This is a genomic window from Bryobacter aggregatus MPL3, assembly GCF_000702445.1.
In the GTDB taxonomy this organism is placed as follows: Bacteria; Acidobacteriota; Terriglobia; order Bryobacterales; family Bryobacteraceae; genus Bryobacter; species Bryobacter aggregatus.
On sequence record NZ_JNIF01000003.1, the window covers coordinates 4038216 to 4052985 of the forward strand.

At 57.8% G+C, this 14770-nt stretch carries 13 protein-coding genes; 9 read left to right on the top strand and 4 right to left on the bottom strand.

Translation table 11 applies throughout. The features are described from left to right. Window positions 1-8: 8 nt before the first annotated feature. The 3 genes from M017_RS0118680 (at window position 9) to M017_RS0118695 (ending at window position 5147) form a co-directional block, all read left to right on the top strand. A complete protein-coding gene (locus M017_RS0118680) occupies window positions 9-2552 on the top strand; it encodes a bifunctional YncE family protein/alkaline phosphatase family protein (protein ID WP_051670468.1) in 2544 nt (847 codons plus the stop codon). A gap of 559 nt (window positions 2553-3111) precedes the next feature. After that, on the top strand, window positions 3112-4554 hold the full coding sequence (locus tag M017_RS0118690) for an inorganic phosphate transporter (protein ID WP_202901667.1): 1443 nt from the start codon (window positions 3112-3114) through the stop codon (window positions 4552-4554). Window positions 4555-4607: 53 nt separating this feature from the next. Next, the gene (locus M017_RS0118695; RefSeq protein WP_031499672.1) at window positions 4608-5147 is read left to right on the top strand and encodes a DUF2239 family protein; all 540 of its coding nucleotides are present in this window, start codon (window positions 4608-4610) and stop codon (window positions 5145-5147) included. Here M017_RS0118695 and M017_RS0118700 read toward each other — a convergent pair. Further along, on the bottom strand, window positions 5105-5701 hold the full coding sequence (locus tag M017_RS0118700; protein WP_031499674.1) for a hypothetical protein: 597 nt from the start codon (window positions 5699-5701) through the stop codon (window positions 5105-5107). The genes M017_RS0118695 and M017_RS0118700 overlap by 43 nt on opposite strands. 30 nt (window positions 5702-5731) lie before the next feature. On the opposite strand from M017_RS0118700, the gene M017_RS0118705 reads away from it, so the two are divergent. Then, on the top strand, window positions 5732-6688 hold the full coding sequence (locus tag M017_RS0118705; protein ID WP_031499676.1) for an NAD-dependent epimerase/dehydratase family protein: 957 nt from the start codon (window positions 5732-5734) through the stop codon (window positions 6686-6688). 133 nt (window positions 6689-6821) lie between these two features. Here the strand turns inward: M017_RS0118705 and M017_RS0118710 are convergent, their stop codons facing one another. Continuing rightward, window positions 6822-7868: a tetratricopeptide repeat protein gene (locus tag M017_RS0118710; protein WP_031499677.1), complete on the bottom strand. Its 1047-nt coding sequence runs from the start codon at window positions 7866-7868 to the stop codon at window positions 6822-6824. A 108-nt stretch (window positions 7869-7976) separates the two neighbouring features. Here M017_RS0118710 and M017_RS0118715 point away from each other — a divergent pair, with 108 nt between their 5' ends. The 5 genes from M017_RS0118715 to M017_RS0118735 are packed head-to-tail and all read left to right on the top strand — an operon-like array spanning window position 7977 to window position 12773. Next, a complete protein-coding gene (locus M017_RS0118715; RefSeq protein WP_238325945.1) occupies window positions 7977-8687 on the top strand; it encodes an ANTAR domain-containing protein in 711 nt (236 codons plus the stop codon). An 18-nt stretch (window positions 8688-8705) separates the two neighbouring features. After that, complete coding sequence (locus M017_RS0118720; RefSeq protein WP_051670472.1) at window positions 8706-9674, top strand: YheT family hydrolase; 969 nt, start codon at window positions 8706-8708, stop codon at window positions 9672-9674. Window positions 9675-9702: 28 nt separating this feature from the next. Further along, a complete protein-coding gene (locus tag M017_RS0118725) occupies window positions 9703-10950 on the top strand; it encodes an ABC transporter permease (RefSeq protein WP_031499680.1) in 1248 nt (415 codons plus the stop codon). Continuing rightward, window positions 10947-12185 (top strand): ABC transporter permease, encoded by a 1239-nt coding sequence (locus M017_RS0118730; protein WP_031499682.1) that lies wholly within the window; start codon window positions 10947-10949, stop codon window positions 12183-12185. The genes M017_RS0118725 and M017_RS0118730 overlap by 4 nt, the downstream gene beginning before the upstream one ends. A gap of 9 nt (window positions 12186-12194) precedes the next feature. Further along, window positions 12195-12773 (top strand): Uma2 family endonuclease, encoded by a 579-nt coding sequence (locus M017_RS0118735; protein WP_080507938.1) that lies wholly within the window; start codon window positions 12195-12197, stop codon window positions 12771-12773. On the opposite strand, the gene M017_RS0118740 is transcribed toward M017_RS0118735, so the two are convergent. Together M017_RS0118740 and M017_RS0118745 are read right to left on the bottom strand one after the other, a co-directional pair. After that, window positions 12770-13165 carry a (deoxy)nucleoside triphosphate pyrophosphohydrolase gene (locus tag M017_RS0118740; protein ID WP_031499685.1) on the bottom strand — a complete coding sequence of 132 codons (396 nt, stop codon included), beginning with the start codon at window positions 13163-13165 and terminating at the stop codon, window positions 12770-12772. The two genes, M017_RS0118735 and M017_RS0118740, sit on opposite strands and share 4 nt — an antisense overlap. A 43-nt stretch (window positions 13166-13208) precedes the next feature. Beyond that, complete coding sequence (locus tag M017_RS0118745) at window positions 13209-14705, bottom strand: NAD(P)/FAD-dependent oxidoreductase (RefSeq protein ID WP_031499686.1); 1497 nt, start codon at window positions 14703-14705, stop codon at window positions 13209-13211. Window positions 14706-14770: the final 65 nt, after the last annotated feature.

The window sequence follows — 14770 nt, forward strand, 5'->3', positions numbered from 1 at the left end:
CGCGGGGGATGCACCTGTTCCTCCTTGCGATCTCTCAGTTTGCTTTTGCGCAGAGTACCGCGCAGCCGTTGCGCGCAGTCACTGACCCCGGTGTGGTCACCACACGGCAAGCGATCACCCCGGCAGGTGTGCCGAGCGTGTTCGAGGGCCGGGTCTATGGAGTTGCCTGGGGCGAAGGCGAAGAACTGTGGGTGCTGCACGCGACAGAGCTCTATCGCCTGAACTGGCGCACGAACGAGGTCAAGCAGCGCATCGCGCATGGTGGCGCGTCCGGTGCGCAGGCGATTGCCTTCAGCGCTGTGCCCTATGTGGCCAACGCGGCGCGCGGAAAGGCGCAGTTGCTGCAGTTTGCGGGCGACAAGATCGCTCCTGTTGCCGGCGAGCTGGGCCGCTTTCATCCCGGTGCTTTCGCGATTGGCAAGAAGGTTGCCGCCGTGCCGCTGGTTTGGGAGAACAAGCTGGCAGTGATCGATCTCAAAACAGGTGCGGTGCTGCAAAGTGTTGAGACCGGCATCGCACCCTTTGCCGCTGTGATGGATCGCGATGCGAAGTTCGCCTATGTCAGCAATCTGGGCGGCCGCCCTCCCAAAGGCAAGGAGCGATTTGCCTCGCCGCTCCACAAGCCAAACGAACGTGTGACGGTGGACGCGCGGGGCATTGCCTCCACCGGAACCGTCACCCGGGTGGATCTGGCAAGCGGCCAGGTGACACACAAGATCGAGGTGGGGCTGCATCCCACGGCATTGGCCTGGGATGAGGCCGGCCATCGCGTCTATGTCGCCAACGGAAACAGCGACAGCATCAGCGTCATCGACACGCAGACCAACGTCGTGGTGCGCACGATTCCTTTGCAACTCTTCTCGGTGCCGGTGCGCGGCATTGCCCCAACAGCGCTCGCGCTGAGCCACGACGGCAAGCAGCTCTATGTCGCCTGCGGCGGCGTCAATGCCGTGGCCGTCATCGATACGGCCAGCGCAAAGATCGACGGGCTGATTCCGACGGGCTGGTATCCAAACGGACTCGCCCTCGATGCCGATGGCAAGCGCTTGGCGATCTCGTCGTTGTTGGGCGCCGGATCCGGCTGGCGCGATGCGCCCACCAAGCGTTTTGTTCATGCCTATCGCGGCTCTGTTGCGGTGGTCGATCTTCCCGATCGTCCTTTGCTTGCGAGCTACACGACAGCGGTTGCGGAGAATAATCACATGCGCCTTGCCGGGGCCCCCGTGGAGGCGAGAGCGGCCAATCGCAACGCAAAACCGATCGCCGTTCCGGAACGCTCCGGAGAGCCGTCGCCCATCGAGCATGTCGTCTTCATCATCAAGGAGAATCGCACTTACGATCAGGTGCTGGGCGATCTGAAGAAAGGCAATGGCGACCCGTCGCTCACCATGTTTGGCCACGACATTACGCCCAACCAGCACAAGCTGGCGGACCACTTTGTCGTGCTCGATAACTTCTACGCCACCGGCGGCAATAGCGCCGACGGCCACCAGTGGCTGACGCAGGCGAATGAGACCGAGTATTGCCTCTGGCCCGGCTACCAGGGCCGCAGTTATCCCTACGACGGGACCGACCCGATGGCCTACTCCTCAGGCGGTTTCCTCTGGGATTACGCGCTCGCTCGGGGTAAAACCGTTCGTGTCTATGGTGAGTTTGCCGGCACCCTCAGCGAGATTCCGGGTAGGAGCAGGGAAGCGCTGCTGCGACGTTGGGAGCAAGGTTCCGACTTCAGCAAAGACTGGAGCATCCGCGCTCCCATCGAGCCGCTGAACAAGATCCTCGCTAGCCAATACCCGTCCTACACCACCGCGATTCCCGATGTGGTCCGCTCGCAAATCTTCTTGCAGGACTTCAAGCAGTTTGAAGCAAGCGGCAAGCTGCCGAATCTGATTCTGTTGCAGCTCCCGTCGAACCACACCTATGGCGCCAGCCCGGGGCTCTCTTCGCCAAAGGCAATGGTGGCCGACAATGATTTGGCGCTGGGCCGCATTGTCGAAGCGTTAAGCCACTCGCGCTTCTGGCCGAAGATGGCGATCTTCATTGTCGAAGATGACGCGCAGAACGGCGTCGATCATGTCGATGGCCATCGCACCACGGCCTTCCTCGCCAGTCCCTATGCGCGGCGCAATCACATCGATTCCACCTTCTATTCGCACCAGAGCATGTTGAAGACGATCGAGCTGATGCTCGGGCTTCCGACGATGTCTTTGTTCGACATGATTGCGACCGACATGCGCGCCAGCTTCACAAACACACCGGACCTCACGCCCTTCACCGCGGAGATTCCGAAGCAGGACCTCCATGAGAAGAATCCGGAAGTGCAGGCTCTCAAGGGCAAGCCGCGCCAGGCTGCCATCGACTCACGCAAGATGAACTTCTCCGAACCCGACGCCGCCCCCACCGAGCGGTTGAACCGCATCCTGTGGGGGCAGACCAAGGGTTGGGATTTGGAGTATCCGGCTCCGCCGCGCCGGGCCTTTTCGCCGCTCAGCCTCGAGGTGGATGATGAGGAGCGGGAAGAAGCCGCAAAGAAGCGCAAGCCTCGCAACTAAAACTGCAGCTTCCAGGCGAGCTGGATGTAGAGCGGATCCACGGTTCCTGTGGAACAGGCTGTCGTACTCACGGCGGAACTGCAAACGTGCTTCAGTGAGAAAGGCATAAGCAACATTGCGTCCCCGCTTTGGGAAGGGTGCAGTGACAGCGGGCCGCAGCAGATTTACCTCCCCGCCGCGTGCGCCAGTTTCAGTCCGGTAACTCCAGCAGTATCACGACATCCGGCGGAGGTGCTTACTGCTGTGTGCCAAAGCAAAAGTGAAGTCTTCTGTTTCCACTGTAGTCGAGCCGGTATGATTGTTGCGGAGGAGAACTTTGGCTCCAGCTAATGCGCCGCCCTTCTCATCGCGAACAGATCCAACAACGGCTGCCGAGTCGAACTGCGCTAAGACGGGTAAGGCCAACAGTTGGTCCAATTCCCTGGCAAAGTTTTACAGTGCGTAACGAGTGTGTCAATATTCGATGAATACGTTGCAACAGGCCCAACGGATCTGGTTTACTGCCTGAGGATAGGTAAAAGTGGTTTTATTCGGTGAACCGGTTGCACTGTCGACAGCGTTGCTTTTTTTGCTCGCAGTCTTATTGGCCTTGGGCTTTGAAGTCGTCAATGGCTTTCACGATACGGCGAACGCGGTTGCAACCGTAATTTATACAAATTCGCTCCGGCCCACCATCGCGGTGGTTTGGTCGGGCCTTTGGAATCTCATTGGTGTGCTCGTCTCGAACGGCGCCGTGGCTTTTGGGATTATTACTCTCTTGCCCGTTGAGCTTGTTTTGAATGTGGGCTCTTCGGCTGGCATGGCGATGGTCTTTTCGCTCCTGGTGGCTGCGATTCTGTGGAACTTGGGCACCTGGTATCTTGGCCTGCCTGCATCCAGCTCGCATACCCTGATCGGTTCCATCCTCGGCGTCGGACTGGCACATTCGGTAATGAGTGCCGAGGTCTTCGGGGAAGGTGTGAACTGGGGCAAAGCCCAAGAGGTCTTTGCCAGTCTGTTGCTCTCGCCGCTGATTGGATTCGGTTGCGCGGGGCTGCTTCTTCTGCTCTGTAAGTTGCTCATCAAATCGCCGAAGCTCTATGAAGCACCGGCAAAGGACCATCCGCCGCCACTCTGGATTCGCGCGATTCTGATCTTCACCTGTACCGGTGTCAGCTTTGCGCATGGCTCCAACGACGGGCAGAAGGGAATGGGGCTCATGATGCTGATCCTCATCGGTGCCCTTCCAGCCAGCTACGCATTGAATGAAGCTACGACCGAGAGGGAGATTGCACGCCTCCTGCAGAACGCAAAAGCCGTCAGCTCTTACATTGAGCAACACTATGACAAATCGGAACTCAGCCCAAGCGAGGCAGCTCTCGAACTCTCCAATTACCTGAAGCCGAACGTCTCGCCAAACCGGCGCACGCCTGCGGCGATCGCAATCCTGAACCGGGAGTTGGAAGCCAATCTTGAAGGCCGCCGCAGCATGCTGGACATCCCTTCTAGTGAGCGGCCCAAGCTCCGCACAGACATCTATCTGGTGGATGAATCTCTCAGCAAGTTTTTGAAGCAGGGCCGCCGGACGGAGGAGTCCTTTCGCTCCCTGGTGCGTAATTATCGCGAAGATCTCGATGGCAGCACGCACTTCATCCCGGTTTGGGTCAAGGTCGCTGTAGCGCTTGCGCTGGGCATGGGAACGATGGTCGGCTGGAAGCGGATTGTCGTGACGGTAGGAGAGAAGATTGGCAAAGACCATCTGACCTATGCGCAAGGCGCCAGCGCAGAGCTGGTTGCTATGATCACCATCGGTGTCGCGGACCAGTTGGGGTTGCCGGTCAGCACGACGCACGTCCTCACCAGTGGAGTCGCTGGCACAATGGCGGCCAATCGGAGTGGGGTGCAAATGAATACGGTTCGCAATATGTTGCTGGCCTGGATTTTCACCTTGCCCGCTTGTGTCTTTCTGGGCGCTGCCCTCTTCGGTGCCGGACTCTACGCGATTTCGCGCTTGGGCATCTAAGGACTTGCAAGATTATATTTACCTGGGTAAAATTAAATCACCCGGGTAAATATATGCAAGAAGAACCAATCCACTCCTACACTGTTTTTCAAGACCTTCGCCAGATCGCTTCTGGAAACGCGGATGCCGCGCTCCAGGCCGCGCACCGTGCGATGGAGCGCGGCGAACCCAAGGTGCTGATCTTCAACGACCAGACTGGTGAGACGGTGGAAGCCGCTCTGCTCTTGGCGCCCGGCGCCGCGCAGCGTGGCCCGGGGCGTCCGAAGCTCGGTGTCGTTGCGCGCGAAGTCACCTTGCTGCCACGCCATTGGGAATGGTTGAACGCGCAGCCTGGCGGAGCGTCGGTGGCTTTGCGAAAGCTGGTGGAGGACGCACGCAAGGTGAACGCCGAGAAGGACCGGGCACGGCTCGCGCGTGAAGCCGCCTATCGATTTCTCAATTCGATCGCCGCCAACCTTTCGGGCTATGAAGAAGCGCTGCGGGCTCTGTTTGCGGGCAATCAGGAGGCATTTGAACTCAAGACCGCAAAATGGCCCAAGAACCTGCGCGCCTATGCGCTGAAGCTCAGTGCCGATGGATGGAGCAAGGGCTGATACCCGCGGGCGAGCACACGCCGTGTGATGAGAGGAGTTAAGGGCTGCACCTGGAGCGAATCCGGGAACGGCCCTGCCCGGCGATAACCCTCATGTGTCCACTCAAGGGCGAGCTTGGGGAGTTTCAGGTAGGCGTTTGCTCCCAGCGCAAAGAAGGAGGCAGGCACCAGTTCGCCGTAGGGAAGCAAGGCTTGCGGCTGAATCCGTTCGAGATGCAACGCGGCATCGAGCGCTTTCGCCGTCGCAAAGCCGCCGGCCAGATTGAGGAATCTTCGATAGGCTTCCCGCCGGCACAGACCGCAAGGGCGATGACCTGCGGCGAAGGCGGTTGCCTCATCGAGAAAGAAAAGCTCCGTCCAACGATTGGGCTGCATCAGCTTCCGCTTCCAGCCCTTGTATTCCAGCTCGCAGAGGATCCAGGCACGATGCCGCCAAGTTGTCGTCACGAGCTCCTGCTCCGCGTTATGCAGAACTCCGCGATTGCCCGTAAACAGGCCACGAGCTGGACTTCTTTCAATCTTTGAGAAGGGAGTGACGCGATTTTGCAGTGGCATTCGATGGCTGGTCAATATAATGACATTGACATGAAGGAAACAGTACTCGTCACAGGCGCCCAAGGGTGCATCGGCGCTTGGGTGACAAAGCAATTGCTCGATCGCGGCGCAGAGGTGATCAGCTATGATCAGGGCGACGAACATCCCCGTCTGCCGCTCATTGCGCCAGGGCTCGACCGCAGCGCGCTGCGCAGCGAGATCGGCAAGATCGAAGATACGGCGCGCATCAAGGACATCGTTAAAAGCGAAGGCGTTACGAAGATCGTCCACCTCGCTGCCGTTTTGATGCCGTTCTGCCAGAAGGACCCCATTGCTGGCGGCATGATCAACGTCATTGGAACACTGAACGTATTTGAAGCGGCTCGTGAGGCGGGCAGGGAAGTGCGCGTGGCCTACGCGAGTTCGAGCGCCGTCTGGGGCCCGCCCACCGAGTACGCCGCCAAAGGCCGCAGTCTGAATGAAGATGATGTTTTGAAGCCGGCGACGCACTATGGTGTCTTCAAGCAGGCGAATGAAGGCAATGCCCGCGCTTACTACCGTGCAAGCGGCATCACCAGCTTCGGCCTGCGTCCCTGGACCGTTTATGGTCCCGGTCGCGACACCGGCCTCACTGCTGCCCCCACCATCGCGATGCAGGCCGTTGCGCGCGGAGAGAAGTACGAAATGCCGGTCAGCGGCCGGATGGATCTGCAGTACGTCGAAGACGTGGCCGCCGCTTTCCTCGATTGCCTTTTTTCGCCGCACGAAGGAGCTTTTGTTTATAACCTGGCTGGCGATATCGTCCACATGGCCGACATCGTGCGTGAGATCGAAGCCGTAAAGCCCTCGGCTGCCGGTCTCGTGACTTTTGCTGGCCAGGAAGTTCCGGTGGCCGTGGACATGGACGATAGTGCGATCCGCGCTGCGATTCCGGAGCTCAAAAAGACTCCTTTGGCAGAAGGGATTCGCCGGACCATCGCGGCGTATGAGCGTCAGGCCGCCCAATAGGGCCTGGCACTCGTCAAGTGCGGTTGGATCTCAGTACCAAAATAGAAACGGCCCGCCCCCTCCAGAGCGGGCCGTTCCTCCGAACTCGTACAACGTCTTCATCTGGACATGCGGCAAAGTTCAGAATTTCCGATCATGGGTCGAAAGATTTTTTGAAAGATTCTGCCGCCGCGCTTTCTGTCGCATTCACCGCCGTTGCCACGGCTCTCGCCACAGCCTCCTTCGCCCGATCCCTCTGTCCCCCCTCCCGGTAAGCCAGGGCTAAGGCAAGCCACCAGGAACTGTTCGACGGCCGGAGCTGGCAGGCTTTCTCAAGACGCCCAATCGCTTGCTGGCTCTCTCCCTCGTCTGATAGCCTCAACCCTTCGAGAAAAAGTGCCTGCGCCTCTTCGGCGGCTCTCCCTCCCACACTGAAGGCCGTATTGCCGCGAATCAAGCTCTGGAACTCCGCCTCCATCTCCGCCACTGCGTCCGCGGTGAGGGTGAGAATCGGAAACACCGGCTTCGTCATTGGGATCGTCCGGCTTCGGATCTCGAAATCTCTTGCCTTCACGCTAGAGAGACCTTGGAGCGATCGGCTCCAATCGGGCCAGAGTTTCGATGCTGCCGCCCAACTCAAGGCATAGCCTTTCTGGTCCATCGGGGTGCTCGAAAGTTTTTCCAGATCAATTGTGTCAATGCCGCGCAACCATGCTAGTCTATTGCCCGGTGGACGGCCCAAGCTGACCGTTGCCCGATTGCCCCCGTAGCGCAGATCCAGAGTCGAATAGTATTCGCAGATGCCCTCCTCCAACCAGAGCGGCAGATCCGGCGAAGCACGGTTGAGTACCGCGTGTACGTACTCATGACTTAGTACTTGTAGAAAGTCGTTGATCTCGGAATTTACAACAATCCAGTCTTTGCGTAGGCCACTGCGGTAGCTGCCTCGCTCTTCTGCTTTGGTGCCCAGAGCTTTCCACTCGGCACTCGATCCTGTGACCCAGACTCTCTGGGGCCGGGTTGGACGCCACTCTGGACTTTCCAACAGGGGAAGCGCGGTATGGAGTTCTTCCAGCCGTAGGAGTGCTTTCTCAGGAAGATTGGAGTTCCGGGAACTGCTATACAGGGTGAAATGCGGAGACTGCAGCACAATCTGGCCGCTCAGCGGAAGCACCCCCACCAGGGTCCACACATAGGTCATGAATCGTATTGATAAAAAGATTGAATTGTTTAATAAGGAGAGATTCCCTAGCATTGCTGTATGGGATCCAGCGTCATGACCGAACCTCAAACTTCTCAAGTTTCTCTCTTGCACCGTATTTCGAGTATCGTCAGTTCGCAGCGTTCTCTGGACGAAATGCTGGGCGAAATCATTGGTCTGACAGTTCAAGTCACCAATTGTGACGCCGCGCTCGTCTACCTGATCGAGAAAGAAAGCAACGAAATTGTTCTGCGCGCTTCGCAAGTTCCTCACGCGCAAGACCTCGGCCTCCTCAAAATGAAGGTGGGCGAAGGGGTCACCGGCTGGGTGGCCGAACATAAGAGCGTCGTTGCCCTGGCTGCGAATTCTGCACTCGATCACAGATTTAAGCGCTTCCAGGGCCTTGTCGAAGACACCTATGAAGCCTTCCTCTCGGTGCCGCTGATCAATCAGGGCGAAATCATTGGGGTCATCAATGTGCACCACAAAGAGGCTCACCCGCACACGGCAGAGGAGATTTCACTGCTCACCTTCATCGGCGAGCAGATGGGGATCGCCATCTCGAAAGAGGTTCTGACCGAAGAAAACCAGCGCCTTGTTTCTGAAACCGAAGAAATGAAGCGCCAGCTCGAAACCCGCAAGCTCGTCGAGCGTGCCAAGGGAATCCTGCAACACCGCTACAACCTCACCGAGGAAGAAGCCTATCTCCGGCTCCGGAATGAAAGCCGCCGCCACCGCAAACCGATGAAAGAACTGGCCGAAGCCATTATTCTTGCCGAAGAACTTTCCCGCAAGAGCGATGACGACGGCAAGGAATAACCCGTTTACTATTAAAAGTTGAACGAGTTCTATCCCCTGTTTCGTAACGGCGATCTCTCGACGATCGCCGCAAATTTCTGGCCCCGCAATCTCGACGAGACTCGCTTCCCTGGGCAGCGGGAACTCCATCGCACTGAGCCGGAGGTTCAGGTCCTGGCACTGCGCCATGAGCCGGTGACGCCTCCGCGCGGCGAACTGATTGTCCTGCATGGCCTGGAAGGTTCGCATGAATCCGGCTACATGAAGAGCATGGCGCAGGCCGCTCTGGTGCGGGGTTTCCGGGTACACCGGTTGAATATGCGGACCTGCGGCGGCACCGAAGCTCTCGCGCCCACCCTCTATCACGCCGGCCTCACCAGCGACCTCCGCTCGATTCTCCAGTCTCTATCCGCCGCTGGGCGTGGTCCTATCTTTCTGGTTGGCTACTCGCTCGGAGGCAATGTCGTGCTGAAGCTCACAGGGGAACTCGGGAGCGAGGCGCGCACGCTCGGCGTTGCCGGTGTTGTGGGAATTTCAACCCCGCTTGATCTGATGGCCTGCTGCAAGCGCATGCAGGAGCCCCGCAATTTTATCTATTCGAGCAAGTTCATTGATCGCTTGAAAGCTCGCTACCGCCGCCGTGCTGCTGTTTTTCCGGAGCGCTTCCCCTTGGACGGACTCGACTTGGTCAAGAGTGTTCTCGAGTTCGACGACAAGTTCACCGCGCGTGCCTTCGGTTTTGGTGACGCGGCCAACTACTACGCCACCCAGTCCGCACAAGGCTTTCTCAGCGGAATTGCAGTCCCCACTCTTCTGATTCACTCTGCCGACGACCCGCTCATTCCCGCCTGGGTTTACGAGCGTGCCGCCCCCGAACGCAATCCCTCCATCCAACTCAAACTCACACGCTATGGTGGCCATGTCGGCTTCCTTTCGAGCAGCGGGATGCGTTTCTGGTCGGAAGAATGTGCCGCTGATTGGGTTCAGCAGCAGATTTCTGGAACCTAAGGCGTTTCTCCAGCGTAATGAACGCTGAATGCCATCGCAGCGCAGTAGTGCCTTTCTCGAATCCGTGTGGGTTGCATTGGGCAGTTTGCGCGCCAGTAAACTCCGTAGCTTCCTCACTTTGCTTGGCATCATCCTCGCGACGACAACGCTCATCGCGGTGATGAGCCTCATCCACGGTATGGATGTTTATATCGCGGAGAAAGTCAGCGACATGGGCGCCGACGGCTTCCGCGTCGTCCGGATGGCCTTTATCGGAGACTGGGACGCGAAAAAGTTCCTGGAGTACCAACGGCGGAATCCGGAACTGAAGCGGGAAGAGTTCGACTTTATCCGGCAAAACGCAACGCTGGTCAAAGAGATCGGAATGGCGGTGTATCGCCGGGGGCCCCTTGTTTTTGGCGGGGATCGTGTGGATCAGGTCCAGATCATCGGGGAATCTCCCAACATGGCCACAATCGAGAACACGCAAGTGGAAAGTGGCCGCTATTTTTCCGACATCGATAACAACCGTCACTTGATGGTCGCCTTCCTCGGCCACGATCTGAAGGATCGTTGGTTCCCCAATACCGAAGCAGTCGGCAAAAGCATCCACATTGACGGGCGTCCTTACGAAGTGATCGGTGTGGCGAAAGCGAAGGGAAGTGTCTTTGGACAAACGCAGGACAGCTTTGTTTCGATTCCCGTTGAGACTTACTTCAAGTCTTATGGAGCTCGCAAAGGGATCAACTACAGCGTCGTGGCAATCTCTCACGACAAACTGCTGCAGTCGCAGGACGAAGTGCGATCGCTGATCCGCTCCTACCGGCACTTGACGCCAGGGAAGGAAGATAATTTTGCGATCTTCAATTCCGACTCGCTCACCAATGCCTGGAGCCAGATGACTGGCGCCATTGCTGCGACGGCGATTGCGGTTGTCAGCGTCTTCATGGTGGTGGGCGGCGTTGTCATCATGAACATCATGCTCGCCGTTGTCAGCGAGCGGACGCAGGAGATTGGCATCCGCAAATCGCTGGGCGCGCGCCGGCAGGATATCCTGAATCAGTTCCTGGTAGAAAGCGCGGTGCTGGCTGCGAGCGGCGGTGTCTTCGGAGTCGCGATTGCCTGGACTTTTGCGATTGTGATTCGCACTCTCACTCCTGTTCCCATGTCGATGCCGATCATGAGCGTTGCTCTCGGCGTTGGCCTCTCCATGACGGTGGGCCTCTTTTTTGGAATCTATCCGGCGCGGCAAGCCTCTAAGCTGGACCCGATCGAAGCATTGCGAGTGGAACGATGAAACAGTCTCTCTTTTGGTCCAGCGTCGGGATGGCGCTCGATACCCTGCGCACCTATAAGCTGCGTTCTTTTCTCACCGTTCTCGGTGTGATCATCGGCACAGGCACCATCATTGGTGTGGGCTCGATCATCACGGGCATGGATGAGTCCTTTGCCAACGCCATGCGTACCTTTGGCTCAGACACGATGGTCGTATTCAAGTTTGCGGTGGGCCCGCGCTTTGGCAATCGCACGGCGGAGGAGCGGATGCGCAAGCCCCTCACTTTCGATCAAGCGCAGGCCATCCGCGAGCGTTGTCCGCACGTCGAACGCGTCACCGCCGGGCTGCTCCCCTGGCGCGGGGTGCAGAAGATCCGTTTCCAAGCCAACGACTACGCTGGTCTCGACGTCTGGGGCGCTGATCCCAGCTACTCCGACGTCTGGCAAGTGGACATGATTCATGGCCGCTTCTACAACGAGGTCGACAATCAGCACCATTCCCGCGTTGTCGTGCTGGGGCAGGACGTCGCCAAGGCGCTCTTCGCCAGTGCCGACCCCAGTGGCAAATGGGTCGATCTCGACGGGCAGATGATGGAAGTCATCGGCGTCATGAAGCCCTCTGGAACCAATGGTCCGGGCAGCCGCGACAACCGTGTCGTCATGCCCTATTGGACGATGCGAAAGTTCAATCCCGCGGCGGAGGAGCACATGCTCTTCGTCCAGCCGATGAAGGGCTATCTTCCTGCCGCCATGGATGAGGTGCGCGGCGTGCTGCGCCAGGAGCGCCGCGTCAAATATGACCAGCCCGATAATTTTTCGATTTCTACCTCCGAGCAGATGATTGAAGACTTCCGCAAGATCATGTCGATCACTGCACTTGTGATGGTGGTGCTCTCCTCGATCGGTTTGCTGGTGGGCGGCATCGGCGTCATGAACATCATGCTCGTCAGTGTCACCGAGCGCACTCGTGAAATCGGGGTGCGCAAAGCGCTCGGCGCCCGGCGCTCGGAGATCATCACCCAGTTCATGACGGAAGCTGTCGTCCTCACCTTTCTCGGCGGGCTGATTGGCATGGCCATCGGCTGGCTCATCCCCGTGATCGGCTCCTTCCTGTTCCCCAATCTCCCGATGAGTGTCCCGATCTGGGCGGCGGTGGTGGGGGTCGGAGTCAGCGTCGGCGTGGGGCTATTCTTCGGCATCTGGCCTGCGAATAAGGCGGCCAAGCTCGATCCGGTTGAGGCGCTGCGCTACGAGTAAACTAGGCATATGGCATCACCAGCCCTAGTGCCGCTGCCAACGATGTCCTACGAGGACTACCTCGCCTACAATAAGCGCAGCAATTCAAAACTCGAATTCCTGAATGGCATCGTCTATGCGATGGCGGGCGGAACACGTGCGCACAGTTGGATCGCCAGTAATCTGATTGCCATCTTGAACCCGAAGCTCAAAGGCAAGAAGTGCTACACGCTGACCTCCGACACCATGGTGGAAACCCCGTCTCGTGAGGCCGTCTATTTTCCTGATGTCAGCATCTATTGCGGAGAGAAGCCAGGAGTAGTGCTCCCTCCCCTCACCGACCCCATCCTCGTCGTTGAAGTTCTATCCGCCTCTACCCGCAAATATGACCTCAGCACCAAGCTCGAGCACTACAAGCTGATCCCCGCGCTGCGCCACATTTTGTACGTCGATTCGGAAAGCATTGGCGCCCAGCTCTACACCCGCCGCGAAGACGAAGTCTGGCCTGGCTTCCCCGAAACTTTTACCGCGCTTCGCGACACCATCGAGTTCCGGGAGCTGAATCTCTCCATTCCGATGGCCGAAATGTACGACCAACTCGCATTCTAGCCGCGCTTGGCCAGAAACTCGATAAAGTCCCGATCGCCTTCGAGGAAATCATAGTCTGGCAATCGCACTGCTTCTTCCCAAAGAATCTGTTCAAACTCGTAGTTCACCGGAACTCCAGTGAACTGCGTTACTTCATAGAAAGTCAGTTCGACGGGTGGCTTCTCGTTGTAGCTGAACTGGTAGCTTTGCATCATCTCTCCGATGACGGCTTCGATTCCGAGTTCTTCGCGCAGTTCGCGCACGAGTGCCTGTTCCGGCGTTTCTCCCACTTCGATCTTCCCGCCTGGAAATTCCCACTTCAACCCATGCCAATCATTCCGTTTTCGTTGGCCGATCAGGATCCTTCCCCCGTGGAACACCACTCCCGCGACTACGGCTACCGCTTTTGGCATCAATCTCTATAGCTTACTAGGGGTTCAAACGCTGCAAGGTGCATCAACTGATTCTACTCGGTACCGCGCGCAGTCCTGAAGCTCCCGACACCGCACCGTTGCTCTTGTGCTCTTCATGGTATTCCGCATCCTGGTTCACGTTCCATACGTCATAGACCAGGCTTCCGGCCAGGATATTCTTTGCGGTCAACATGGCGGTCATCATGGAATGGTCCTGATTATTGTACTTGTGCATCCCATTTCGGCCGACCAGGTGCAGATTAGGGAATCGCTCCTGCACCTCATTCTTCACATGCTCGACATGCTTGGCATAGGTATCGTCATAAACGGGATATGCCTTTGGCTGTCGCACCACCACACCGCCGGTCACATCGGACGCTTTGACGAGGCCAATTTTCTCGATCTCCCGCTTGGCCAGCTCAATCAGTTCGTGATCGGGCATATTCCAAAGCCCGTCCCCCTCGAAACAGAAATATTCGAGCCCATAGCAGGCCATCGCCGGATCCGGCACCAGAAAGGGAGACCATGCCTTGAAGTTCTGAATCCGGCCCACCTTCACTGTCGGATCGTGAACATAAATCCAGTTGTCCTGGATCGGATTCGTTTCGCGCATCATCAGCGCAACGGTCAGAAAGTCCCGATATCCCAGTTTGCCCGCCGCCTGCGAAGCCGTTTCTCCCATGGATTCGCCCAAAGCCACTCCGAGAGCTCGAATCGGCATGGAGGAGATGACGTTCTTTGTTTGGAAGAGATGTGATTGGCCTTCGCCGTCTACGGATTCCACGGTCCAGACCCCGGTCGATTCGCAGCGCTTTAATCCTGTCACCCGGTAGCCCATGCGCAACTCGCCGCCACGCGCCACCATTTTTTCCGCGCAACGCTCCCACATCATTCCGGGCCCGTACTTCGGATAACGGAAGCTCGCGATGAGAGACTTGACCACTTGCGACCGTTCGCTCTCTGCGGCAGGTTTGCTCCCCGAAAGCGCATTTAGGATCGCTGTCGAAAGCGACAATCCCTTGATCCGCTGCGCTGCCCAATCTGCTGAGATCTGGTCGCAGGGGACGCCCCATACTTTTTCCGTATAGGTCTTGAAGAACATCTGATAGAGCCGCTCGCCGAAATTGTTCGACACCCAATCGGCAAAAGATTTCGGATTGGGTTTGGGGAAGAGCCTGGCTTTCAGATAGGAGGTGACACAAAGAGTCGACTGTCGCAGCCCCAACTTCTGCAGTGCCTCACCGGCGCGCAAAGGGTAGGAGAAGTACTTCCCGCGATAGTAGATGCGGGAGAGCCTGGGCCGCTCGAGAAGTTCATCCCCCAGAATCTCGGTCCACAGCGCTTCAACCTCAGCCGATTTCGAGAAAAAACGGTGCCCGCCGATATCGAATCGATATCCTTCGTGTTCTACCGTTCGCGAAATCCCCCCAACATAGCGTGGATCACTTTCGAGAACCAGAACACTCTTGCCTTCTCCAGCCAGCAAATAGCCAGCGGTCAATCCAGCCGGCCCAGCACCAATCGCGACGACGTCAAACATTTATCTAATTAGGATCAGTTAATCGTACCCTTCCTGTCAGCGCAAATTCCAAAAAAGTTTGATGA